The organism is Mesorhizobium sp. ESP6-5, from assembly GCF_020164695.1.
Lineage (GTDB): Bacteria > Pseudomonadota > Alphaproteobacteria > Rhizobiales > Rhizobiaceae > Mesorhizobium > Mesorhizobium australicum.
The window spans coordinates 331,855-356,715 of record NZ_JAIUGR010000002.1 but is presented as its reverse complement, the minus strand read 5'-3'; the positions used below and the strand labels follow the sequence as shown (position 1 = coordinate 356,715).

The window sequence follows — 24,861 nt, the reverse complement described above, 5'->3', positions numbered from 1 at the left end:
TCTGGCTCCCCGGGAGAAAAATCTTTTCCGATTTCGTCCCACGGCGACCGTGAATTCCTTTTGTTCGGCAGCAATGTCTATAAAAACTATGGACATTGGCAAACTGGTTCGAAAAGATCACAGGGCATCCATCATGACCAATCCGGCCATTGTCGGCTTCTCCGGCAATTTCACGCGGCCCTCCAAGACCCGTGGCTTCGTGGACCATATCGTGACGGAGATCGCCGGACGATACGGCCTCGCCGCCAGCACCCATGACATCGTCGATCTCGGTCCCAGCCTTGGCAATGCCAAAGCCACTCGGGACCTGGACGAGCAGGCCCGCGCCGTCCTCGAGCGGATCCTGACCGCCGATGTCCTGGTGGTCGGCTCGCCCACCTACAAAGGCAGCTATACCGGGCTGTTCAAGCATTTCTTCGATCTCGTCGATCCGGCGGCCCTCAGGGGCAAGCCGGTGCTGCTGGCGGCGACCGGCGGCGGCGATCGCCATGCATTGATCGTCGAGCATCAGCTGCGGCCGCTGTTCGGCTTTTTCGAAGCCTTTGCGCTGCCGACGGCCATATACGCCTCGGAGAAAGATTTCGCTGATGGCGTGCTGGCATCCGAAGCGATCCAGACCCGCATTGGCCTCGCCGTGGACGATGTCGGTCTGGCGCTCTTCGGCCGGCAGCGCGCCAGGATAGCCGCCGAGTAGCGTGCTCGGAACATATCCCGCTCCGACCGCTGGCGCGCTGAGGCGCTTGGCTGAAGCCGGCCGTTGAACGCGCCTGCGCGCCGCAGGGCGACTTGCAGTGCACGGTCGCAAATCAGCAGGCGCTGATGCTCCGCATGCATGGACGACCACGCCCGAAGATTGTCCGATGCCAAGACCGGAGCATAGCGGCGTGCTTTTCCGTTACCGGCCGAACCGGTCCTTCACCCGGCCCGAAAGGATCGCCGCTCTGACGCCAAGCGGCCAGAAGCGGTGGAGCCGGATCGGCTTCAGCCCCGATATCGGCATCGGGAAGGGAATGGTCTCGTCGCCGCGAAGGCGGTTTGCCAGCGCATTGCCCATCGCCGAGGCCATGGCAACACCGCGGCCATTGTAGCCAAGGCAGATCAGCACGCCGTCTTCCGGCTCGTGAACGTGTAGAAGCGTGTAGAAGATGGTCCTTGGTGACCGCGACCCGGCCGTTCCAGCCATGTGTCCACCCCGTTCCAGCAAGCGCCGGCCAGAGCCGTAGCGCATAGTCGGTGAGATAGCGGATGGCCGAAGCATCGCCGATGGGCCTCATCGGTCCCCGTCCGCCCATGAGGAGCCGGTTCTGGACGTCGATGCGGTAATAGACGGTGATGTTGCCGGCTTCGTAGACGACCGGCCTTTCGGGAAGAATTGCGGCCGCGACCGTGGGCGACAGCGGTTCGGTCGCCGCGATGGCGCTGAACACCGGAACCAGCGACTGCTCCAGGCCAGGCCACAAGTTTCCCGTGTAGCCGTTTGTCGCCACAAGGACCTTCTCGGCGCTGACGGATCCGTTTGCGGTCTCGAGGAGCCAGCGCCCGGCCTGCCTGCTGAGCGAGAGAACCTCGCTGCCGCCAAATATCCGCGCGCCGGCCTTCCGCGCGGCGGCCGCCAGGCCACGCGCGTATTTCAAGGGATGGAGGTCGCCGCCGCGAGCATCGAACATGCCGAACATGTATCTGTTCGTGCCGGTTCGCGCCGCCATCGCTTTTGCGTCAAGCAAGCCGACCGGCATCCCCCGCCGCTCGCATTGGTTGGCCGTGGCCCGCACCGCGGCTGCCGGCTGCGGCCGGATGGCCGCGCGTATGGTGCCGTTCTGCCGGACCTCGCAATCGATCGACAGGCGCTTGATGAGGCTGAAGGTGAAATCCGGAGCACCGTAGGAGAAGTCGATCATCCGCGACCCCAGCTCGGGGCCGAACGTGGCTTCGATCGTGTCGGGATCGTATTTGAGCCCGGGATTGACCTGGCCGCCATTCCTGCCCGAGGCTCCCCATCCCGGCTGATAGGCCTCGAGCACGCAGACGTCGTCGCCGGCTTCCGCCAGATGCAAGGCAGTCGACAGGCCGGTCAAGCCAGCGCCGACAATGGCGACCCTTGCCCGCTGCGCGCCGGCAAGGGAGGGGTAGTTGCCGGGGCCGCCAGCCGTATCGCGATAAAGGCTCCGGGGCGGGCTGCTTTCGTTCATGGACGAGGCTCTCACGACAAGGCGGCCGGCTCGAGGGGCACGATAGCTTTCAATGGCCGATATCGCGCACGCGCGGCAGACCCAGACTTTCGTGTCGGGTACGCCAGGCAATTCTGCTTGCTTTCGGGAGGTTACGACATTTGCGACAGGGCTGCCGCCCGTGGCATCTCGTATGAAGAGCCAACTACGCGATCCCGGTGCGGCGGCTGACGTCACGTTATCGCAATCAGCTTTGTTTGTATATGCTTGTATATGTAAGTCGATCTGGTAGTCTCTGGGCTATGGAGCGGCCAAGGAGGATCACATGCGCGACGCTTCTCTTTTCGACCTCTCCGGCAGGAAGGCGCTTGTCACCGGCGCCAGCCGTGGCATTGGCCGCAGCATCGCCGGGGCGCTGAGCGCGGCCGGCGCCGACGTCGCGGTCACGGCGCGTAGCCTGGACTCGCTTGACGAGACGACGGCGGCCATCCGCGCGGCCGGCGGGGTTGCGCACGCCATTGCGCTTGACGTGACCGATGTCGACCAGTGCCGCACGGTTATCGCCGAGGCAGCCCGCCTGCTTGGCGGCTTCGACATTCTCGTCAACAATGCCGGAGTGGAAGAGGTCCGGCCCTCGCTCGACGTTGACGAGCCGCTGTGGGACCGGATCGTCGATACCAATCTCAAAGGGGCGTTCTTCTGCGCCCAGGCGGCGGCACGGCAGATGCGGGACGCCGGGCGGCCCGGCGCCATCATCAACCTCTGCTCGTTGACTTCAGAAGTCGGCATTCCGACGGCGGTGCCATACGGCTCGTCCAAGTCGGGCCTGCTCGGCATGACCCGGGCGCTGGCAGCGGAATGGGCGCAGCTTGGCATCAGGGTCAACGCCATCGCCCCGGGCTATTTCAGGACGGCGATGACGGAGGTGTTCTACGCCGACGAAGCGTGGCGGCAATCCATGCTCGCCAAAATCCCGCAGCATCGTTTCGGCGATCTGCGCGACTTGCACGGCGTCGCCGTGTTCCTTGCTTCGGATGCCTCAGCCTACATTACCGGCCAGTCCATTCCGGTGGATGGCGGTTTCCTCGCATCGATCTGAGGCGGCTCGCCCAGGTTAGAGAACAAAGTCTTCCGCAATGTGACCGGCCGGCGCATTGCTCTGAACAGAAGGAGCACCCATGTCCGACATCAGCTTCCACGATCTGTCATCCCTCAATACCACGCAACGGGCCGGTCTGCTGAAACGCGCCGAAGGCGATCTGTCGGCCTTCGTCGAAAAGGTCCGCCCGATCATCCAGGCCGTCAGGGAAGAGGGTGACGCCGCCCTGATCCGTTTCGCCAGGGAGTTCGACAAGACCAATGTGAGGGAAGGCGGACTGAAAGTGTCGGAAGCGGAGTTCGATGCGGCCTTCGACAAGGTCGAGAAGGAAGTCGTGGAGAGCATCAGGTTCGGCATCGAGAATATCAGGCATTTTCATGAGGAGCAGAAGCCGGAGACCATGTGGCTCAAGGAGATCCGGCCGGGCGCCTATGCCGGCGACCGGTATACGCCCATCGCATCGGTCGCGCTCTACGTGCCGCGCGGCAAGGGCGCCTTTCCATCGGTGACGATGATGACGTCGGTTCCGGCTGTGATTGCCGGCGTGCCGCGGATCGCGATCGTGACGCCGCCAACCTCGGATGGTTCGGTGGACGCGGCCACGCTGGTCGCCGCTCGCCTTGCCGGCGTCGAAACCGTCTATAAATGCGGCGGCGCGCAAGCCGTTGCCGCCGTCGCCTACGGCACCGAGACGGTGAAGCCGGCGCTCAAGATCGTCGGCCCGGGCAGTCCCTGGGTGGTGGCGGCCAAGAGCGTGCTGTCCTCGATCATCAATACGGGCCTCCCGGCCGGACCGTCGGAAGCCATCATCTTTGCCGACGACAGCGTCGACGGAGGCCTTGCCGCGCTCGATCTGCTGATCGAAGCCGAGCACGGGCCGGATTCTTCAGCCTATCTGGTGACGCACAGCCGCAAGGTCGCCGAAGCAGCCCTTGCTGCACTTCCCGACCACTGGTCGCGGATGACCGAACAGCGTGTGGAATTCTCGCGCGCGGTGCTGACCGGAAAGCGCGGCGGCATCGTGCTGACGGCGTCGCTGGAGGAAAGCTATCGCTTCATCAACGACTACGCGCCCGAACATCTGGAAATCCTGTCGAAGGAGCCGTTCGCGCATCTCGGCCACATCACCGAGGCGGCCGAAATCCTCATGGGCGCGCATACGCCGGTGACCCTTGCCAACTTCGTCCTCGGGCCGAATGCGGTGCTGCCGACCAGCCGCTGGGCGCGAACCTACGGGCCGCTTTCGGTGACGGATTTCGTCAAGCGCTCCTCGGTCGGCTATGTCACCTCGGCCGCGTATCCGGAACTGGCGCAGCATGCCCGCAGGCTCGCCCGCTACGAGGGCTTCAGCTCGCACGAAAACGCGGTCTCGGAAATCCGCGACCGCTATCTCGCCGGCTGAGCGGAGACGATCGCGATGAAGGCGGCACGACTTTATGGACCGGGCGACCTGCGCGTCGAGGACATCGCCGCGCCAGGCATTCCCGATGCCGGCTGGGTAAAGCTCAGGGTCGATGCCGCCGGCATCTGCGGTTCGGACCTGCACAATTTCCGCACCGGCCAATGGATAAGCCGGGCGCCCTCGACGGCGGGCCACGAGTTGACCGGCACGGTGATCGCGCTGGGCGAGGGCGTCGATACCATTGCCGTCGGCGACAGGGTCGTCGCCGATTCCCGTTTCTGGTGCGGAGACTGCGCGCAATGCCGTGCCGGCAAGCGGCATCTCTGCGCAGCGCTGGGCTTCGTCGGCGAAATCTGCGATGGCGGCTTTGCCGAACAGGCGGTGTTGCCCGCACGTCTGCTGCATGTCATCGATGCGAGCCTTGACGAGCGCGTCGCGGCGATGGCCGAGCCGCTTGCCGTCGCGCTGCACGCGGCGCGGCGTCTGCCGAAGACGGCGGGTTCGGTTCTGGTCGTCGGCTGCGGGCCCATCGGTGGTCTTGCCGCGCTGTTGCTTTCGCGAACCTTCGCCGGCACGGTGCTTGTCGCCGACCGCAACCAGGCGCGCTGCGCCCGCGTGGCGCGGGTGACGGGCGCCACGATCGTCGATCTCGACCGCGAGGCCATTGCAGCCGCGACCGCCAATGTCCCGTTGCTGGCGGCCATCGAGGCGACCGGCAGCATCGCGGCGTTCAGCCAGTTGCTCGGCGTTCTCGATCCTGGTGGCGCGATAGCGATGGTCGGCATCTTCCACGGCCGCCTCGACATCGATCCCAATGTTCTTGTCGAACGCGAGATCGCGTTGCTCGGCTGCCATGCTTTCGCGGACGAATTGCCCGACGCTGTCCGGATGCTGGGTGAGCTGAGTGAACCGCTGCTGGCCCTGGTCGATTGCGAGATCGGTCTGGACGACGTCCCAGCCGCCTATGAGCGGCTGTTGGCGGGAAGCAGCGATGGCTTGAAAACAATCATCCGCATGCGGCAACCTGCCGGAAAGGGTTTTTGAAATGATCGATTTGCCCGACACGGCAAGCCCCCTCTACGAGAAGGTGAAGGACTACATCCTGACCAACATCGGGACGGGCCGGTGGGGCAAGGACCGCAAGTTGCCGTCCGAGAATGAGCTGGTGGCGTCACTGGGCGTGTCGCGGATGACGGTTCATCGGGCTCTGCGGGAGCTGACCTCGGCGGGATTCCTGATCCGGCTGCAAGGTGTGGGAACATTCATCGCGCCGCCCCGGCCGCAGTCGACGCTGATCGAGATCAACAATATCGCGGCGGAGATCGTCGAGCGCGGCAACAGCCACCGCTCCGAAGTCCTCGTTCTCGAAACGATGATGCCGACCAAGGAACTGGCACTTTCGTTCGAGTTTGCGAAGCGGGTTTCGATCTATCACTCCGTCGTCGTCAATTTCGAGAACGACTTGCCGGTGCAACTGGAAGAGCGTTTCGTCAATCCGGGCCTGATCCCCGACTACGACAAGCAGGACTTCACCAAGACAGCGACCTATGACTACCTGATGCAGAAGACGCCGGTGACCGAGGTCGAGCATATCATCTCCGCCATCCCGGCCACCAAGGAGGCCGCACAGCATCTCGGCATCGATGTCGGCAGTTGCTGCCTTCTCCTGCATCGCCGGACATGGACGGGGGCCATCGTGGCCACGGTCAGCAAGCTGACCTATGCCGGCAGCCGCTACTCGCTCGGCAGCCGCTACTCGCCTTCCAAAGCGAGCTGAAGGCGACGAGCCAATGCAAGCCGCCGAGCTGGATCAACCTGAAATTTGAGTCTCTCCAACTTGTATATGCATGTATGTATTTCAGCCTTGACATCCGCTGCCGCTGCCGCTGAAATATGTCAGCGCTTCAACCATGAAGTGGCGGGCAAGACGCCGAGGCACAGTGCCGCAAGAGCAGAACCCCGCAGTCTCACCAGACCGGATGCCTGGGTAAAAAGCGGTCTGATCATCAAGGGGAACGAAAGATGACGCTTAACCTAGCAGGACAATTTCGCGCGCTCGTGATGGCCGCCGCGATCGGGCTCGCCACCGCCCCGGTGGCCCACGCAGCCGATGCTGCCATCCCGACGACACCTGAAGCTGGATCGTTCAAGATAGGCATCGAGCCCTGGCTTGGATATGGTCAATGGCACGTCGCCGAGGCCAAGGGACTGTTCAAGACAAACGGTCTGTCGGACGTCCAGATCGTCAACTTTGCCGAGGACAAGGATATCAACGCGGCGCTCGCAAGCGGCCAGCTCGACGCCGCCAACATCGCCACCCACACGGCGATGGGCATGGTTGCGGCCGGTCTGCCGGTGAAGATCGTGCTGCTGCTCGATGTCTCCATGACCGCCGACGCCATCGTCGCCGGCAAGGATGTCACCTCCATCGCCGATCTCAAGGGCAAGCAGGTCGCTTTCGAGGAAGGCACGACGAGCGACATCCTGCTCAAATATGCGCTCGCCAGGAGCGGCATGTCGGTCGCCGATATCCAGCCGGTTCCGATGCCTGCCGCCGACGCCGGCGGCGCCCTGATCGCGGGCCAGGTGCCGGTCGCGGTCACCTACGAGCCGTACCTCACTGTCGCCATGGCGCAGAACAAGGACGTCAAGCTGCTGTTCACCGCCGGCGAGGATCCCGGCCTGATCAGCGACGTGCTGGTGGTGCGTGACGAGGTGATCAAATCGCGACCCGGCCAGGTGCTGGCCATGATCAAGAGCTGGGACGCCGCGCTCAAGGATTATAACGCCGACACCTCCGGCGGCCGCGCCATCATCGCCAAGGCGGTCGGTTCCGACGTCAAGGACCTCAACACCGCTTTCGACGGGGTGCGCTACTATTCGCTCGCCGAAAACAAGACGGCGCTCACCGGCCAGTTTACCACCAAGACATTCGCCGATGTCGAAGCGGCCGCCAAGAACGCCAAGCTTCTGCAGGCCGATGTGACGCCGGAGCAGATGATTGATCCGTCCTTCGTCAAGGCGGCGCAGTGACGAGATCCGGATCGCGGTGGTAACGCGGATGTCCGGGGAGCCTCCCGCGAAAACCGGCTTGGCCCGCCCGGCACGAGCGCCCGCCGCAACACAGGCAAGGCGACGCCGATCCTCCGGGATCGGCGTGCCCATCGCCCGGTCGCGTTTCCTTGCGATAGCGGTGGCCGTCTTTGTTGGCCTTGGCCTTGCCTGGTGGGCAGCGACCGGGCTGGGATGGGTGAAACCCATCTTCCTGCCGTCGCCGGGCAGCGTTGCGACCCAGATCGCCAAGCTCGCCGCCGACGGCACCTTGTGGCTCGACCTCAGGGCTTCGATGTACCGCATTTCCATCGGCTTCCTCCTCGCCTCGGCACTGTCCATACCGATCGGCGTGCTGATCGGCAGTTTCCGTTCCTGGGAGGCGGCCATCGAGCCGCTGGTCGATTTCATCCGCTACATGCCGGTTGTCGCCTTCGTGCCGCTCTCCATCCTGTGGGCCGGCACCGGAGATACCCAGAAATTCCTGATCATCTTCATCGGCACTTTCTTCCAGCAGGTGCTGATGATCATGGACAATGTGAAACGGGTTCCCGCCGACTTCATCGGCCTTGGGCGCACGCTCGGCCTGCCGGACCGCAAGATCCTGACGCGCATCGTCGTTCCCAGCGCCTTGCCGGGCATCTGGGACACGCTGCGCATCAGCCTTGGCTGGGCATGGACCTGGCTGGTGCTGGCCGAACTCGTCGCTGCGACATCCGGCCTCGGCTATCGCATCACCGTGTCGCAGCGCTATTTCCAGACAAACACCATCATCGGCTACATCCTGCTCTTGGGCGTGCTTGGCCTCATCACCGATCAGGTCATGAAGGCCCTGGAGAAGGTGCTGTTTCGGCAGGAAGGCCACCAGCAATGAGGAACCGCCGGTGACTGTTCCCAAATTGCGCATCGCGGGTCTCGACAAGAGCTTCGGCACCGGCGAGCGGCGCACGCAAGTGCTGCGGGACATCAATCTCGACCTCGCCGACAACGAGTTCGTCTCCCTCGTCGGCACGTCGGGCTGCGGCAAGAGCACGCTGCTGTCGATCGTCGCGGGACTGCAGGATTTCGACGCCGGCGATCTCAGCATCGATGGCGCGCCGATCCTGCAGCCGGGCCTCGACCGTGGTGTTGTCTTCCAGTCCTATACGCTGCTCCCCTGGCTGACGGCGCGGCAGAACATCGAGTTTGCTCTCAAGGCCGCCGGCTATGATCGCGCCGCCTGCCGCGAGATCGCGCTCGAGCATCTCGACCTCGTCAAGCTCACGCAAAGCGCCGATCGCTTCCCGTCCGAACTGTCGGGCGGCATGAAACAGCGCGTCGCCATCGCGCGCGCTCTCTCCTATCGCCCCAAAATGCTGCTGATGGACGAACCCTTCGGCGCGCTCGATGCCTTGACCCGACACCAGATGCAGGAACTGCTGACCCAGATCTGGGAGGAGCACCGGCTCACGGTGCTGTTCGTCACGCATGACGTGGAGGAGGCCGTTTATCTATCGGACCGCATCGTCGTCATGGGGATCGGCCCGGGACGCATCATGCAGACCTTCAACGTCGACATCGAGCGCCCGCGCCGGGAAGAGGTCATGGAGACCCCGGCCTTCATGGACTTGCAGCGCGGCGTGCATAAGGCCATCCGCGAGGCGTCGAGACGTCCCGAAATGGCGTGATGCCAGCAACCTTCGTCGGCTCCGGCGGTCAGGCGTTAGGGGCCGTGGGGACCGCACAGGCCGAGCGTCCACTGGATGGTTCCACAGAAGTCGTCGGCACGGCCCCGGTAACTGCCGTAGCCATTGTAGTAGCTGTCCATCCAGTCGTTGTTGTCGGCCGAATTCTCGCCGGTCCAGCCCCTGCCGACCCAACCGTCACGGTGGCCGCGTCTGCGGTTCGCGGCGTGCGCGTGGTCATTATGGGCGGCGTTGACGCGGATATAATGGTGCCTGGTGACGGCGGCATCGGCCACAGCGGCAAACGGGACGGCGCTCGCGGCCAACAGCACCACGAGGGAGCCGAGGAATACGCTTCGCTTTCTCATCAGCATGTCTCCTTGCCATTCGAGACATATGGGAAAGAACGCCCGCCTCGCTGCACACGTTCCGTCACGAAATCGGGACGGCGCCCGCTGAAATGGGCAGTGTTTGTCCGCGGCACTCGCGGTGCCGGTCAAGATTTGTTGACTTCCAGCGAAGCGGAAATGACTACCGCTCGCCGATTTGCCGGATCACAAGAGGGCCTGCGATCAGGCCCGGCTGGCCGGCAAGGCAATCTTGCCTTTGAACCGGGACAAGCCACTTTGGCCGATAGAAGCCATCTGCATGACGGAATTGACCAGAGCATTGGAACAGCCTCAATTTGCCACCGAGCGCGACCCGAGGCTGCGGCTGATCATTCCGATCATCGTCGCCATCGCGTTTTTGATGGAGCAGCTCGATTCCACCATCATCACCACCGCGATCCCGGCAATAGCGCAAAGTCTCGACACGACGCCGGTCCGTCTGAACCTTGCGATCACCACCTACATCTTGACGCTCGCCGTGTTCATCCCGGTCAGCGGTTGGTTTGCCGACAGGTTCGGCGCGCGCAGGGTGTTCGCGCTGGCGCTTTTCACCTTCACCCTTGGCTCGGCGCTGTGCGGCATGGCCGACAGTTTCGGCATGCTGCTGGCGATGCGTGCCCTGCAGGGGCTGGGCGGCGCCATGATGACGCCGGTCGGCCGGCTGATCCTGCTGCGCAGCTTTCCGCGCAGCGGCCTGATCACCGCCATGACCTATATGACCCTGCCGGCCATCATGGGGCCGGCCATCGGGCCGCTGCTCGGCGGCCTGCTGACCACCTACGCGTCGTGGCGCTGGATATTCTATGTCAACGTGCCGTTCGGCTGCCTTGGTATCGTTGCCGCGCTGCGCTTCGTCGACGACTTCCATGGCGAGGCGGTGCAGCGTTTCGATGTCCCGGGCTTCCTGATGGTGGGGTTTGGCGTGGCACTACTGCAGTTCGGGCTGGAGAATATCGGCCGGCCGGTCATTCCCGGGTCCGCGACGGTGCTGGTGTTGGCCGCGGCCGCGTTGCTGCTGCTTGCCTTCGGGCGCTATGCACGCCGCGTCGTGGCGCCGGCTGTCGACCTGACGCTGTTTCGGTTCCGCTCGTTCTGGGTCGGCACGCTGGCGGGCGGCCTGTGCCGCGTCGGTCTCAACGGCGTGCCTTTCCTGGTGCCGCTGATGCTGCAGGTCGGCTTCGGCATGAGCCCGGTCACATCAGGCTCGCTGACATTCGTCGGCAGCTTTGGGGCGCTGCTCATGCGGCCGCTGCTGTCGCCGCTGCTGCGGCGCTTTGGCTTCGGTGTGGTGCTGGTCGGCAGCGCGCTCGTCGGCTCCGCCACCGTGGCGGGCTTCGCCCTGATGGGTCCCGATACGCCGCATTGGCTGATCGGTTTCTATGTCTTTCTGTTCAGCATCGTCCGCTCGGCGCAGTTCATGACATCCAACACCCTGTCCTACGCCGATCTTCCGGCCGACAAGCTCAGCCGCGCCACTAGCCTTGGCGGTGTGCTGCAGCAGCTCAGCGTGTCGCTTGGCGTCTCGATCGCCGCGATGCTGCTGGGCCTGATTGCGGGCGAAAGCCATCTCCTCACGCCGGAACGCTTTCACCAAGTGTTCCTGCTGACCGCGATCATCCCGCTGCTCTCGATTCCGGGCTTCCTGTACCTGCGCGCCGAAGACGGCGTTCAAGTTAGCGGCCACGTCAGGGGATCTCGCAAATAGGTCTTGTCGGAGGCATCAGGCAATCCGTCGGCTCGCACCCTGCCGGCACCGGCTCACGTCGCTTTGCCGACCGAAGCGTCCATTCCCATGTCTTCCTCGGAAATGTCGTCGAAGGAAGCGTAGTTCATGTTGTAGAGGCGGGCGTAAAGACCTTTTCGCTTCATCAACTGTTCATGGTTGCCGCTTTCGACGATCTCGCCATTCTGCAGTACGATGATGCGGTCGGCGCCCCTTATGGTCGCCAGCCGGTGCGCGATGACCAACCCGGTGCGCCCTTCGAGCAGCTTGACCAATGCCTTTTGGATCAGCATCTCGGTGTAGGAATCGATGCTGGCGGTGGCTTCGTCGAGCACCAGGATCTTGGCGTCGGCCACCAGCGCCCGCGCGAAGCTGATCAGCTGGCGCTGACCGAGCGAGAGATTGCCGCCGCGCTGCTCGAGTTCGGTGTCGTAGCCGTCAGGCAGTTGCTCGATGAAGTCGTGCGCGCCGACGGCTTGTGCGGCGCGGACCACCTCTTCGCGGCTGGCGCCGGTCTTGTGATAGCGGATGTTCTCCAGCACCGTGCCGGAGAACAGGAACGGCTCCTGCAGCACCATGGCTACCTGATCGCCGAGCGAATCCTGCGTCAGGTCGCGCACGTCATGGCCGCCGACCAGGACCTCACCCGACCAGACATCGTAGAAGCGGTGCACCAACGCCATCGAACTCGACTTGCCTGATCCGGTCGGCCCAACAAGCGCGACCGTCTCGCCCGGACTGACGCGGAAGGAGATGTTCTTCAGCACCGGCTGGTTTGGCCGATAGCCGAAGGTGACATTCCGGAACTCGACCGAACCGTCCATGTCGCGCGACAGCGCCACCGCATTTTCCTTGTCGCTGACATCCACGGGCACGTCGAGCACTTCGGAAATGCGCTGGCCCGACGCCATGGCGCGCTGCATGACGCTGTATTGCATGGTGAGCGAGCGGATCGGGTCGAAGAAGCGCTGGATGTAGAACAGGAACGCCACCATCACGCCGATATCGAGACTGTGCGACAGCACCATCGACCCGCCGACGACGATCACGGTCGCCATGGCGATGCCCGTCAGTGTGTCGACGATCGGCACCATCACCTGCGCATATCTCGCCGACCGCAGATGGGCGTTGAGATTGGCCAGCACCTTCTCGTCATAGAGATCGAAATTGACGTGCTGGCGCTCCAGGCTCTGCACGGTACGCACGCCGTGGATGCCTTCGGCCAGCGCACCGTTGGCGATGGAGTTGGTCTCGTGCGCGGCCATGAAGGCGACCTTGGCGCGCGGCAGCCAGAACAGGCGCACGATGAACAGCGCCGGCATGGTCGACAGCGTCAGCAGCCCGAGCCGGAAGTCCAGCCACAGCAGGACGGTGACGATGCCGAACAGAAGCACGATGTCGCCAACCGACATCACGGACGTCTCGAGGAATTCCTGCATCGAATTGACGTCGCCCTGCAGGCGCGACATCAGCCGGCCGACCTCGGTCTTGTCCATGAAGCCCAGAGAGACACGCTGCAGGTGGCTGAACATTGCGCGGCGCAGGTCGGACAGCACGTTCTCCGCCACCTTGCCGACGACGCTCTCCTGGACATGGCTGGCCGCGTAGTTGATGAGGATGATCACGGCAAAAGCTGCGATCGCGGTGATCATCACCGAACGGTCGAGCCTGCCTGGCGCCATACCGTGATCGATGGCGTAGCGGATGACCAGCGGGATCGCCAACTGCGTCAGCGTGAACACCAGCACCGCCGCGACCGAGATGAAGATCCGGCCCCGATATGGTCTGACGAAGCTCCAGATGCGCCTGACGATGCGCGGATCGTAGGCCTTGCCGAAGACCTCTTCCTCATCGCGGTGCGAGCCGACGACGGCCTTGGTCGGGCGTCGGCTTGTGTCTTCCTTCTCGTCGTCCTGTGTCGACATCAGGCGGCTCCCTCGAGCCGATCGTCGTCCGGGCGCAACTGCAGGTCGTAAAGCGCGCGGTAGCGTCCGCCGAGCGCCACCAATTCCTCATGCGTGCCGCGCTCCACGATCCGGCCGCCCTCGACGAACAGGATCTGGTCGGCATGCATCAGCGAACTCAGCCGATGCGAAATGATGAGCGTCACGCGATCCCTGGCGAAGCGCTTCATCGCCGCCCGGATCCGCTGCTCGGTGCCGGCGTCGACCGCGGCCGTGGAATCGTCGAAGACCAGCACCGATGGTCTTAGCATCAGGCTGCGCGCGATGGTCAGGCGCTGCCGCTGGCCGCCGGAAAGCGAGGCGCCGCGTTCCCCCACGACCGTGGTGTAGCCGGCCGGAAGCCCGATGATGTAATTGTGCAGCTGGGCATATTCGGCGGCCTGGCCGATGCGGGTCTCGCGCGCCCAGGGATTGCCGTAGGCGATGTTGTTCTCGATCGAGGTGGTAAACAGGAACGCATCCTGCTGCACGACGCCGACCGCCTTGCGCAGCGATTGCAGCGTGACCTTGCGGATGTCCTGTCCGTCGATGGTGATCGCGCCCGAGGTCACGTCGTAGAAGCGCGGGATCAGGTGCGCGATGGTCGACTTGCCGCTGCCTGGCGGCCCGACGATGCCGACGGTCTCGCCGGGCCTGGCTTCGAAGGAAACGCCGGAAAGCGTCGGACGCTCGCCCGCGCCCTGATAGCGGAAACCGACATCGTCGAAGCGCAGCACGCCCTCGGTGATGACGAGCTCCCTGGCGTCGGGCGCGTCCTTGATGTCGAGCTCAGCGTCGAGCAGTTCGAACAGCCGCGTGCCGCAGGTCGAGGCGCGCGCGAAGGAGTTGACCATCAGGCCGAGCTGGCGCACCGGCATCTGCAATATGGTCATGAAGGTGAGGAACTGGGCCAGCGTGCCGACGCTGATCTGACCCGCGATCACCTTCTGTCCGCCGAACCACAACACCAGGCCCATGGCGGCGAGGAAGGAAAAATTCATGGCGCTGGTGTTCGAGACGCGGATGTCGACGCGCTCATTGGCTAGGTCCAATGCGTCCCGTTTGGCACGGTCGAATTTTGCCAGCTCATGCCGTTGAGCCGCGAAGGCGCGCACAACACGGATGCCGCCGAGATTCTCGTCCATCACCCGGCTCAGCACCGACAGCCGCTCCTGCAGCGTCAGCCAGGTGCTGCGCAGTCGGAGCTGCGTCACTGACGAGCGCCAGGCAACAAATGGCACGAAGCTGAGGCTCAACAATCCGAGCACGAGATCGGTGCTGATCAACAGATAGGCGCCGACACCGATCAGGACGCCAAGCAGCACCACGCGCAGGATACCGGTCGAAAAGAACATGCGCACGCCGTCGAGGTCGAGCAGCCCGAGGGTGATGAGATCGCCGGTATGGACCTTGTCGTGGAAGGAAAAGCTCAGCCGCTGGATCTTCTCGTAGAAGGCGAGCCGCAGCTCATAGCCTGTCCGGTGGCCGACGGCCTCGCCATAGTAATTCTGCGCCATGGTGAAGAGGCCTCGCAGGATGCTGATGACCAGCAGCGTCAGAGCCGTATTCCACAGCGCCTGCTCGGCCGCGGTGCCGGCCCCCGCCGCCATCACCCCTTGCGCCTGGTCTATGGCGCGCCCCAGGAGACGCGGAATGAAAAGCTGCAGCGTCGCCGCGATTAAGGTCGAGATGAGGGTGATTGCAACCTGCCAGGGATGGCGCAGCGTCATGCGCACGATGCGCAGCAAGGTGCTGAGGCCCTTGCCCCAGGAGGCCTCCGCCACATGGGCAAATGATTTGCCGCGCTTGGCAGCGCTGGTCGCATCCGTGTGCAAGGAAATACCAGACCAATCCGGACATTAGCCCGAACGAATGTAGCAGACTCAATCAGATAGCGCGATTTTACGCGCGTCCGACCTGCCCGTTCAAGGGACCAATGGCGGCATCGCACTGTACCTGAAACCGGCAAGATCGTGTCGCAACTCGCCGCTGGTCTGCCGCCGGTGATCGATCTCGCGCCGTTCCCGGCGGATAGGTTCTGATTATTCAAAGCCTGCCGGACCAGCAGGACTCCGCTCTTGCACGAAGGAAACCGACGTGATCGCAAATGCCGACACCCGCGCCGTTGAACCGGTCGATCCGCAACGCGCCTACACCGTGCTGGTCTGCGATCTGATCGGCCTGCGCTTCGACGCCGACGGAAAGCCCGACCCGTCGGAGGTGCGTGCGCATATCGAAGCCAAGGGCGGCCGCTTTCATACGGCTGCGCTTGGCGACAAGGCCGCTCTCGAATCTGGCCGCGTGCATTTCTTCTATCAGCCGGACCTCAGCACCCGCGAAGAGCTGATCGAAGTCGCCGGCGATGGACGCTATGATGCCGTCATTGCCGCCGCGACCTTCCTGCCCGCCGAAACCGTCTTTCCGCTCGCCGGCGTCCGCATCGGCGCCGGCACCGGCAATATGGGTTCGCACTCCTGGGGCGGCGGCAGCGGCGAAGGCGGTACGGCCGTGCTGATGAATACGCCCGGCATCAACAGCCGCGCCACGGCGCAGATGGTGATGAAGGCGATCCTGAAAGTGCTGCCGGATCTCCCGGTGGACTTGCTTCACAACCGGGTGGCGCGCGGCGCCTTCGACACCGGCAGGGAGCTGCGCGATTTCCCGACCGAAAAGCTCGAAGGCAAGACGATCGCGATCGTCGGCTACGGCAATATCGGCAGGGAGGTGGCCAAACTTGCCCAGGCCTTCGGCATGCGCGTGGTGATCCACGCACGGCCCCGGCATCGGGACTGGATAGAGGCCGAAGGCTTTGTCTATGCGGCGGATCTCCTCGATGCGGCTGATGGTGCCGATGTGTTGAGTGTTCATGTCGGCCTGGGCAAGCAGGATGCGCAGACCGGCCGCTACGCCAATGCCGGGCTCATCGGCGCGGATGTCCTGTCGCGCGTGAACAAAGGCGCGGTGCTGGTCAACTACGATCGCGGCGAGCTTGTCGACGTTGCGGCCCTCGGCGAAGCCTTGTCCTCGGGCAGGGTGCGTCATGCCGCGATCGATGCCGACCTGTTCAAGGATGCCGCGACCGGTCGCCTTTCCGGACCGATGCTGCCCTATCTGGGCCTCGTCGAGAAGCACAGCGGAAAACTCGAGCTTCTGCCGCATGCGGCAGCCGATACGGATCATCCCTCGCGCGTCGCCGGCGCCAAGCAGGCCGTCGACCAGATCTTCGATGTCATCTGCCGAAAGTCGGTGACGAACGCAAAAGGCAGCGTGCCGCCGGCCTATCTTTCCCTTGGAGCAACCACGCCTCCAGGCATTGGATTGGTGACCTCCGGCCAGCTCTTGAAACTGACCGCTAGCGAATGTTCCGAGCTGGCGGATCTTTGCGATCGGCAAGGCCGGTTGTGGAAGGCTCTCTCCGATAACTCGCCTGCCGAGCGAGGCGCCGTTGTCGCCGAGCAGGGCGAGGACCTTGTCCGGTTGATCGACCGCTTCTGCCTTCTGGCCGAGAACCTCAATCTCAGGGGACCTTTCCAGCGATAAGCCGGAACTCAGTCTCGGGGACCAGCCACCATCCGGGCGACCCGCGTCATGTCCGCGCTCATCTCGCGGTCGTCGTCGAGCGGGCTGACGAGCGCACGCACGGCGGCGTAGGTGCGCCGTGGTCCTTCGCCCATGCTGTCGATGACGCCGCGCAACTCCACGCCCGTCGCCGCGAAGATCAGCTCCATCGCCACGAGATAGCGCAGGCGTTCGACAATCTCGGCTGTCTTGGCCACCACCCGTGGTGCCATCGACGACTGGTCCTCGATCCCGTCCGATACGGCAAGCGGGCTGAGCGACATCGGGTTGGCCAGATGCCGGATCTCGGCCTCCAGCGCGGCAAGCGGTTTCTGCAATTCGGCGTAGCCTTGGCGGCTGCCGCCCCTGGCCGACAGGAAGCGCGGCAGTTCCGCCACCGTCGGCGACATCAGCTTCATGCAGCGATTGGCGGTGCCCACGGCGCAATGCGCAAGCGCCTGGCCGAGCTGCTCCCAGGCCAGCGTCATCGCGGTGAGGTCGAAATTGCCGTTCGAGACGACGCGTCCGTCCTCGGGTAGGATCACCGGGTTGTCGCCGGAATGGGCCAGTTCGATCTCCGTTGCCAGCTTCGCCTGTTCGAACGCATGCAACAGGCCGCCCCACACCTGCGGCACGCAACGATAGCTGAGCGGATCCTGGAGCCGCCGCGCGGCGTTCTCCCTCCAGAGCCCGCTTCCAGCGAGTTCCGCCCGCAGCCGCGCCCCGATCTCCCGCTGGCCGAACGCCGGTCGCGCCGACAGCGCAGCTTCATCGATGGCGGTGAGTGACGAGCGGAACGCTTCGTGGTTGAGTGCCACCGCGGCCAGCGACCAGTCGATGAGGTGGGCGACATCCTCCAGGCAGAGGCAAGCCGTGCCGGTCGACAGGCTGTTGGCGACGATGATGGCATGGCCGTCCTTCTCGCGCAGGTCGAGCCGTTCGAGCCCGGCGAGCGCGAGCGCCTCGGCCGACGGCATGATCCTGCCCTGGAACTCCGTCTCGCCGTCGCCGCGCAGCGCTCGCGCCATGTGGCCGAGATGGGCAAGGTCCGCCGCTCCGATCGATCCCCAGGTCGGGATTACCGGATGGACGCCGGCGTTGAGTGCCGCCACAAGGCCCATCACCACGCGTTCGGAAGTGCCGGTGCCGCCGGCGGCCATTCCCGAAATGCGCGCGGCCATCAGCGCGCGGACCGCCTCGGTGGGAAGGGCCGGGCCGATGCCCATGCTGTGGCTGAGCGGCACGCTGTGTTGGAAGGCGATCAGATCGGCCTGCGCGAGCGGCGTGTCGACGCAGGCGCCGAGGCCGGTGGTGACGCCGTACATCGGCTTGCCGAGTTGCGTCAGCTGCTCGATGAGCGCGCGGCTCGCCCGGATGCGGCGCATCGCCTCCTCGCCCAACATCAGCCGCGCATTGCGCCGCGCGATCTCGGCGACATCCTCGATGCCAAGCGGCTTGGCGTCGAGCAGTATCATTCGGGCTGTCATGTCTCGCCTGTATCCGTGACCGTATGCCCGGGCCGACGGCGCGGCGGGCGTCGCCGTTTGTGGCGGCTTACCGGCTGGTCTGCAAGCCATTCCGATTGTGGCGGCAGCAGGCGAGGGGCGCTTCAGGCGAAATGCAGGTTTCGGCAGGTCACTTCGCGACGGCGTCGGGCACCACCACCAGCTTGCCGACGAAATCCTTGGCGACGAAATCAGCTTGTGCGCGGTGGAAATCGGAGAGTTTGTAGACGCCGCCGACAAGCGGCCGGATCTTGCCCTCTTCGATATAGCGAACGATACGGCGGAAGTCCGCGCGCGTGCCCTGGCTCGATCCGTGCAGCTGCAGCTGTTTCAGATACATGGTCCTGAGATCGAGCTGGACGACCGGACCTGCGATCGCGCCGGCCGTGGTGTAGCGGCCCTCCGGCCTCAGGATGCGCAGCAGATCGTTGAAGATCGCGCCGCCAACGAGATCGGCGACCACATCGATCGGCTGGCCGCCGGTCGCCTCGCTCACGGCTTGCGGCAGGTCCGCGACGCCACGGGTGACGACCGCCTCGGCGCCGATGTCGAGCACCGCCTTTTCCTTGCCCTTGCCCACGACAGCAAAGGGAATGGCTCCACGCGCCCGCGCCAGTTGCACGATGCCGGAGCCGACGCCGCCCGACGCGCCGGTGACCAGCACGCGCTCGCCTGCCTTGAGCTTGGCCCGTTCCAGCATCTGTTCGCCGGTGAGATAGGCGCAGCAGAAGGTGGCGAGTTCGACGTCGCTCAAAATGGTGTCGACAACATGCGCGTTCTCGGCCGGCACGGTCTGATACTCGGCATAGCCGCCGTCGCGGCCATGGCCCATATAGTCGATGTCGGCCAGGGAATCGTCGTCGCGGTTGTAGATGGAGAAATCGACCATCACCCGTTCGCCGATTCGATCCGACGAAACGCCTTCGCCGACGGCAACGATGGTGCCGACAGTGTCGGTGCCCTGGATGCGCGGGAAGGTCAGCGTGTTGCCCTGGCGGCGCCAAGTCGAAACGGCGGCCGCGTCCTCTTCCGTGCCATAGGCGCCCTGGCGCACCCAGACATCGGTATTGTTCATGCCGCAAGCGGTGACTTTCACCAGCACTTCACCTGACGCAGGCGCGGGCACTTTCACATCGGTTCGGTAGACGAGCTTTTCCGGTCCGCCGTGCCCGGTGAGCAGCACGGCGGCCATGGTGGCGGGGACGGTTTTGGTCATGGCATTCATCGGTCGTCTCAGAGATTGGCAAATACGCTGTTCACGGCATCGGCGGTCTTGGCCACCACGATGTCGGCTTCCTCGCGGGTCAGGCACAGCGGCGGCGCGAAGCCAAGAATGTCGCCCTGCGGCATGGCGCGGCCGATGACGCCGCTTGCGGCAAGGGCCGTGGCGACCTGCGGCCCAATCTTCTGCGAAGCATCGAAGAAGACACGGTCGTCACGGTCTTTGACGAATTCCACCGCCGCCAGCATGCCGTCGCCGCGCACCTCACCGACGTGTTTGTGACCCCCGACGGCCTTGGCCAGTTCGGCACGGAAATAAGCGCCGGTCTCGCCGGCATTCCGCACCAGGTCCATCTCATCGATCAGTTCAAGATTGGCGACGCCGGCGGCAACGCAGATCGGATGCGCCGAATAAGTCCAGCCATGGCCGAGCGAGCCGAGCTTGTCGGAGCCTTGCACCAGCACCTGCCACATCTTATCGGCCACGATGACGCCCGACAGCGGCGCATAGGCCGAGGTCAGGCCCTTGGCGATGGTGATAAGGTCGGGCTTCATGCCGTAATGGTCGGAGCCGAACATGGTGCCCAGCCGGCCGAAGCCCGTCACCACCTCGTCGGCGACCAGGAGCACATCATACTTCTTCAGCACCGCCTGGATCTTTTCCCAATAGCCGGCGGGCGGCGGCACGATGCCGCCGGTGCCGAGGATCGGCTCGCCGATGAAGGCGGCGACGGTTTCGGGCCCTTCGGCGAGGATCATCTCCTCGAGCTTGTCGGCGCAATGCTGCGAGAACTGCTCCTCGCTCATCGAGCGGTCGGCGCGGCGGAAATAGTAGGGCGCCTCGGTGTGCAGGATCGGCGCGCGCGGCAGGTCGAAGGCATTGTGGAAGAGGTCCAGCCCGGTCAGCGAGCCCGTCATGACGCCCGAGCCGTGATAGCCGCGCCAGCGCGAGATGATCTTCTTCTTCTCCGGCCGCCCCAGCACATTGTTGTAGTACCAGATCAGCTTGATGTTGGTTTCGTTGGCGTCGGAACCGGAGAGGCCGAAATAGACCCTCGACATGCCCTTCGGCGCGCGGTCGATGATCATCTTGGCGAGCGTGATCGACGCCTCGGTGCCGTGCCCGACATAGGCGTGGTAATAGGCCAGGTTCTTCGCCTGGGTCGCGATTGCATCTGATATCTTCTGGCGGCCATAGCCGACATTGACGCAATAGAGGCCGGCGAAGGCATCGATGCTCTTCCTGCCATTGTTGTCCCAGACGGTGACGCCTTCACCGCCGGCCATGATCCGCGTCGGCGATTCACCGCGTGCGTGCGTGCCCATATGCGTTGAGGGATGGAAGAAATGGTCGCGATCCCATGCGGCGAGTTCGTTGGATTGGTCGAGCATTTTTTAACTCCTTGAAAGAGATCCGGGTGCGAGCCTACGCCACATCCAGGCAAAGGTATTTGAGGTCGGTGAAAGCTTCTAGCCCGTGGCGCGAACCTTCGCGGCCGATGCCGGACTGCTTGACGCCACCGAACGGGATCGGCGCGCCGGTGATCTTCACACGGTTGATGGCGACCATGCCGTAGTCAAGCGCGCGGCCCATGCGCTGCTGGAGCGCGCCGTTCTCGGTCACCACATAGGCGACCAGGCCATATTCGGTCGCATTGGCGCGTGCGATGACTTCGTCCTCGCTGTCGAAAGGCGTGACGGCGGCGACCGGACCAAAGGTCTCTTCGCGCATGATCAGCGCGTCGTCGGCGACATCGGCCAGCAGCGTCGGCTGGTAGAAGAGCGGTCCGGCCTGATGGCGCTTGCCGCCGGCGAGGCAACGCGCGCCGAGGACCACGGCGTCGGCGACCTGTTCCTCGACCTTCTTGACGGCGCGCTCATGCATCAGCGGCCCGATGTCGATGTCATCGGCCAAGCCATTGCCGGCCCGCAGCGCCTCGACGCGCTTGGCGAAAGCGGCGCAGAAGCGGTCATAGAGCGGACGCTGGACATAGATGCGGTTGGCCGCAAGGCAGTCCTGGCCTGATGTGGCGAATTTGGCGTCGATGGCAATGGTCACCGCTTTGTCGAGATCGGCATCGGCAAAGACGATCAGCGGCGCGTGACCACCAAGCTCCATCACCAGCCGCTTCATCGTCGGCGCGCTTTGGGCGGCGATCAGCCGGCCGATCTCGGTCGAGCCGGTAAAACTCATGGCGCGCACGCGCGAATCTTCGCACATGCGTCCAACGATCGTCGCGGCCTTGCCGGTGACGATGTTAAAAACGCCGGCCGGCAGTCCGGCGCGTTCGCTGAGTTCGGCCAGCGCCAGCGCCGAAAGTGGCGTCTCAGAAGACGGATGGGCAACGATGGTGCAGCCGGCGGCAAGAGCGGCGGCTGCCTTGCGGGTCAGCATCGCCGAAGGAAAATTCCACGGCGTGACCACGCCGACGACGCCGAGTGGTTCGCGCCGCACCATCATTTCCGCGTTCGGCAGATGGCTGGTGACGCTCTCGGCGTTGAGGCGTTTTGCTTCCTCGGCATACCACTCGATGAAAGAGGCGGCGTAGTCGATTTCGCCAAGCGACTCCTTGAGCGGTTTGCCCTGCTCAAGCGTCATCAGCAAAGCGAGGTCGTCTTTCGCCGCGATGATCAGCTCGAACCATTTTCGCAGGATTTTGGAGCGCTCCTGCGGCAGCAGCGCCCGCCAGCCCGGAAAGGCGCGCGCGGCGGCGTCGATGGCTTTTGTCGTCTGGCCGGCATCGAGCGCTGCGACGAAGGCCACGGTGGTGCCGGTCGCGGGATCGGTGACCTCGAAACTCTCGGCCGCCTCGCTTGCCGTCCAGTGGCCGTCGATATAGGCGAGTTCGCGCAGCAGCCGGCGGTCGGCGAGCCGGTCGAGCGCTTCGTGGCGATGCGAGCGGGCGAAATGCGCGGACATGGTCGAAGCCTCCCGGTTCGGTTTGATGCGGGGAGACTACCCATCACCGGCAGACAGAGAGGCTGTTTGGACGCCTGGCCGTAGAGAGAGTCTCTCTATTGCGGCGAGGGGGCAGTCGATCTCTCCGGTCTAGGTCGACGCCGGCAGCAGGTCCGCTATCGGCAGCGCGATGTCATCCTTCACCGTCTTGATGACGATGTAGGTGAAGTAGCGGTCGATGCCGATCTCGCGATCGAGCAAGCCGTCGACCAGCCGCTGATAGGCGTCGATGTCGCGCGCCATCACCTTCAGCACATAGTCGACGCCGCCGCCCACCGACCAGCAGGCGACGATCTCGGGAATGTCGCGGACGACGCGCTCGAAGCGGTCGAAATCGGCCTGGCGATGGCTGGCCAGCGTCACCTCCATCAGCACGGTGGCGACTGGCGCCACAACGCGCATGGCGATCCGGGCATGATAACCCGAGACGATGCCGGCCTTTTCCAGCTTGCGCAGCCGCATCCAGCACGGCGTCGGCGACAGCCCGACCTGCTCGGCCAACGCCAGCTTGGTGATGCGTCCATCACGCTGGATGGCGTCGAGGATTTTGAGGTCGATCGCGTCGAGTTTCGCAGCAGTCATCAGCGCTCACTTTTTCGTCGATCGTACCATGACGGCGCATTATTTCGATTGTCAATTGCACTGATTTCGATCTCTAATAAGTCATGACATTGTGGCACCCTGATCCCGCGCTCATCCGGCGGCCGGCCTATCAATCGTTGGCCGACCAGTTCGCGCGCGCCATCCACGACGGCCGCCTCGCCAACGGCACGCGGTTGCCGACCCATCGCCGCCTGGCCGACGACCTCAAGCTTTCAGTGCAGACGGTCAGCCGTGCTTATGAGGAACTGATCCGGCGCGGCCTGATTTCGGGCGAGATCGGCCGCGGCAGCTTTGTGCAGACGCAGCGCCGCGAACCGGAGCCGCCTTATCTGCCGGAGCGCCTGGGTGAAGTCATCGACCTGTCGATCCTGAAGCCGGTCTGCGAGCCGATGCACCTGGAGCGGATGAAGCAGGCGCTGGGCTGGCTCGCCGAAAACCTGCCTTCCAGTTCGGCACTGTCGTTCCGGCCAAACATGGTGTTCCCGCGCCACCGTGCCGTGGCGGTCGAATGGCTGAAGCTGTGCGGGCTGGACGCCTCCGCGCAGAACATCAGCCTCACCAATGGCGCCACGGCCGGCATGACGGTGGCGCTGATGAGCGTGGCGCCGCCCGGCTCCACCGTTGCCACCGAGGCGATCGGTCATCATACGCTGGTGCCGCTGGCGCGCTATCTCGGCTTCAATCTTCAAGGCCTGCCGATCGACAGCAATGGCCTGATTCCGGAAGCGCTGGACGAAGCCTGCCGGCTGTCCGACATCCGCGCCGTCTTCGTGCAGCCTTCGGTAATCAATCCCACGGCAACGCTCATGGATGCGGAGCGTCGCGAGCAGATCGCGGCGGTGGCGCGCAAGCACGACATCGCCATCATCGAGAACGACGTGCTGGGTCCCTTGGTCGAGGATCGACCGCCGCCGGTCGCCGCTTTCGCGCCGGAACGGACGCTCTACGTCACCTCCTTCACCAAGATCACCGTGCCCGGCCTGCGCATCGGCTATCTCGCCGCGCCCGATCGCTACGTTGCCGCTGTCGCCAACCGGCATCTCGTCTCGAACTGGATGGCGACACCGCTGGTGGCCGAGATCGCCACCAAATGGGTGACCGACGGCACCGCGATGGAACTGGTGCGCTGGCAGCGCGCGGCGTTGCGGCGGCGACAGGACATCGCGGGCGAGGTGCTGGCCGGCGTCGACTACCGTGCCCGTCGCGACGGGCTGCATATCTGGCTGCAACTGTCGGCCGACCGTTCCGAGGAAAGCTTTGTCGCCCAGGCTCGGCTGCAAGGCGTGGCCATTGCGCCGGGCACCTCCTTCCGTATTTCGGATACGCCCTGGCATCCGGCGGTGCGCATTTCGCTGGGTTCGACCACCGAGGGGGAACTGCGCGCGGGTCTCGGCGTTGTCACCAAGCTCTTGCTTGGCGATCCGGAGCATCTGCTGCTTGCAATCTGAGCATGCCACCCAATGCACTAGGGCGTTCTGACATAGGCATGCCCAAAAAGCCGGCTGGGATCGACCGGAGAATGTGCGCAATCAGAATAATTGTCATGATATTATTTTCCCAATTGACATGATTTGGC

19 protein-coding genes and 1 pseudogene are annotated in these 24,861 nt (G+C 64.3%); 11 read left to right on the top strand and 9 right to left on the bottom strand.

Going from position 1 to position 24,861, the window contains the following annotated elements:
• Nucleotides 1–133 precede the first annotated feature (133 nt).
• A complete protein-coding gene (gene msuE, locus LB524_RS04085; protein ID WP_015319100.1) occupies nt 134–694 on the top strand; it encodes an FMN reductase in 561 nt (186 codons plus the stop codon).
• A gap of 201 nt (nt 695–895) precedes the next feature.
• Here the strand turns inward: msuE and LB524_RS04080 are convergent.
• Nucleotides 896–2,189 (bottom strand): annotated as a pseudogene (locus LB524_RS04080) (NAD(P)/FAD-dependent oxidoreductase).
• A gap of 304 nt (nt 2,190–2,493) precedes the next feature.
• Between LB524_RS04080 and LB524_RS04075 the strand changes: the two are divergent.
• From LB524_RS04075 to LB524_RS04045, 7 genes are all read left to right on the top strand, one after another.
• Nucleotides 2,494–3,267, top strand: coding sequence for an SDR family NAD(P)-dependent oxidoreductase (locus LB524_RS04075; RefSeq protein WP_015319098.1), 774 nt, complete (start codon nt 2,494–2,496; stop codon nt 3,265–3,267).
• Between the two features lie 79 nt (nt 3,268–3,346).
• Nucleotides 3,347–4,669: a histidinol dehydrogenase gene (gene hisD / locus LB524_RS04070; protein ID WP_224523860.1), complete on the top strand. Its 1,323-nt coding sequence runs from the start codon at nt 3,347–3,349 to the stop codon at nt 4,667–4,669.
• A 15-nt stretch (nt 4,670–4,684) separates the two neighbouring features.
• Nucleotides 4,685–5,713 (top strand): zinc-dependent alcohol dehydrogenase, encoded by a 1,029-nt coding sequence (locus tag LB524_RS04065; RefSeq protein ID WP_224523857.1) that lies wholly within the window; start codon nt 4,685–4,687, stop codon nt 5,711–5,713.
• Nucleotide 5,714: 1 nt separating this feature from the next.
• Nucleotides 5,715–6,446 (top strand): histidine utilization repressor, encoded by a 732-nt coding sequence (hutC, locus tag LB524_RS04060; RefSeq protein ID WP_224523855.1) that lies wholly within the window; start codon nt 5,715–5,717, stop codon nt 6,444–6,446.
• A gap of 245 nt (nt 6,447–6,691) precedes the next feature.
• Nucleotides 6,692–7,702, top strand: coding sequence for an ABC transporter substrate-binding protein (locus tag LB524_RS04055; protein ID WP_224523853.1), 1,011 nt, complete (start codon nt 6,692–6,694; stop codon nt 7,700–7,702).
• A gap of 28 nt (nt 7,703–7,730) precedes the next feature.
• Entirely contained in the window at nt 7,731–8,594 is an 864-nt protein-coding gene (locus LB524_RS04050; protein WP_041163526.1) for an ABC transporter permease, read from the top strand.
• 10 nt (nt 8,595–8,604) lie between these two features.
• Nucleotides 8,605–9,387: an ABC transporter ATP-binding protein gene (locus tag LB524_RS04045; RefSeq protein ID WP_015319092.1), complete on the top strand. Its 783-nt coding sequence runs from the start codon at nt 8,605–8,607 to the stop codon at nt 9,385–9,387.
• A 35-nt stretch (nt 9,388–9,422) separates the two neighbouring features.
• Here the strand turns inward: LB524_RS04045 and LB524_RS04040 are convergent, their stop codons facing one another.
• Entirely contained in the window at nt 9,423–9,752 is a 330-nt protein-coding gene (locus LB524_RS04040; protein WP_224523851.1) for a hypothetical protein, read from the bottom strand.
• A 280-nt stretch (nt 9,753–10,032) separates the two neighbouring features.
• On the opposite strand from LB524_RS04040, the gene LB524_RS04035 reads away from it, so the two are divergent.
• Nucleotides 10,033–11,478: a DHA2 family efflux MFS transporter permease subunit gene (locus tag LB524_RS04035; protein WP_224523848.1), complete on the top strand. Its 1,446-nt coding sequence runs from the start codon at nt 10,033–10,035 to the stop codon at nt 11,476–11,478.
• 53 nt (nt 11,479–11,531) lie between these two features.
• Here the strand turns inward: LB524_RS04035 and LB524_RS04030 are convergent, their stop codons facing one another.
• Nucleotides 11,532–13,421: an ABC transporter ATP-binding protein gene (locus tag LB524_RS04030; protein WP_224523846.1), complete on the bottom strand. Its 1,890-nt coding sequence runs from the start codon at nt 13,419–13,421 to the stop codon at nt 11,532–11,534.
• Nucleotides 13,421–15,274 carry an ABC transporter ATP-binding protein gene (locus LB524_RS04025; protein ID WP_224523844.1) on the bottom strand — a complete coding sequence of 618 codons (1,854 nt, stop codon included), beginning with the start codon at nt 15,272–15,274 and terminating at the stop codon, nt 13,421–13,423. Before LB524_RS04025 ends, LB524_RS04030 begins: the two co-directional genes overlap by 1 nt.
• 262 nt (nt 15,275–15,536) lie before the next feature.
• Here LB524_RS04025 and LB524_RS04020 point away from each other — a divergent pair, with 262 nt between their 5' ends.
• A complete protein-coding gene (locus LB524_RS04020; RefSeq protein WP_140661596.1) occupies nt 15,537–16,979 on the top strand; it encodes an NAD(P)-dependent oxidoreductase in 1,443 nt (480 codons plus the stop codon).
• Between the two features lie 8 nt (nt 16,980–16,987).
• Here LB524_RS04020 and hutH read toward each other — a convergent pair whose 3' ends face one another.
• The 5 genes from hutH to LB524_RS03995 form a co-directional block, all read right to left on the bottom strand.
• Nucleotides 16,988–18,484 carry a histidine ammonia-lyase gene (gene hutH / locus LB524_RS04015; RefSeq protein ID WP_224523841.1) on the bottom strand — a complete coding sequence of 499 codons (1,497 nt, stop codon included), beginning with the start codon at nt 18,482–18,484 and terminating at the stop codon, nt 16,988–16,990.
• 148 nt (nt 18,485–18,632) lie between these two features.
• Nucleotides 18,633–19,727 carry an alcohol dehydrogenase family protein gene (locus LB524_RS04010; protein ID WP_224523838.1) on the bottom strand — a complete coding sequence of 365 codons (1,095 nt, stop codon included), beginning with the start codon at nt 19,725–19,727 and terminating at the stop codon, nt 18,633–18,635.
• Nucleotides 19,728–19,735: 8 nt separating this feature from the next.
• On the bottom strand, nt 19,736–21,115 hold the full coding sequence (locus LB524_RS04005) for an aspartate aminotransferase family protein (protein WP_140715315.1): 1,380 nt from the start codon (nt 21,113–21,115) through the stop codon (nt 19,736–19,738).
• A 34-nt stretch (nt 21,116–21,149) separates the two neighbouring features.
• Nucleotides 21,150–22,643 carry an NAD-dependent succinate-semialdehyde dehydrogenase gene (locus tag LB524_RS04000; protein WP_224523835.1) on the bottom strand — a complete coding sequence of 498 codons (1,494 nt, stop codon included), beginning with the start codon at nt 22,641–22,643 and terminating at the stop codon, nt 21,150–21,152.
• A 129-nt stretch (nt 22,644–22,772) separates the two neighbouring features.
• The gene (locus tag LB524_RS03995) at nt 22,773–23,264 is read right to left on the bottom strand and encodes an Lrp/AsnC family transcriptional regulator (RefSeq protein WP_140617495.1); all 492 of its coding nucleotides are present in this window, start codon (nt 23,262–23,264) and stop codon (nt 22,773–22,775) included.
• An 83-nt stretch (nt 23,265–23,347) separates the two neighbouring features.
• On the opposite strand from LB524_RS03995, the gene LB524_RS03990 reads away from it, so the two are divergent.
• A complete protein-coding gene (locus LB524_RS03990) occupies nt 23,348–24,733 on the top strand; it encodes a PLP-dependent aminotransferase family protein (protein WP_140617494.1) in 1,386 nt (461 codons plus the stop codon).
• Nucleotides 24,734–24,861: the final 128 nt, after the last annotated feature.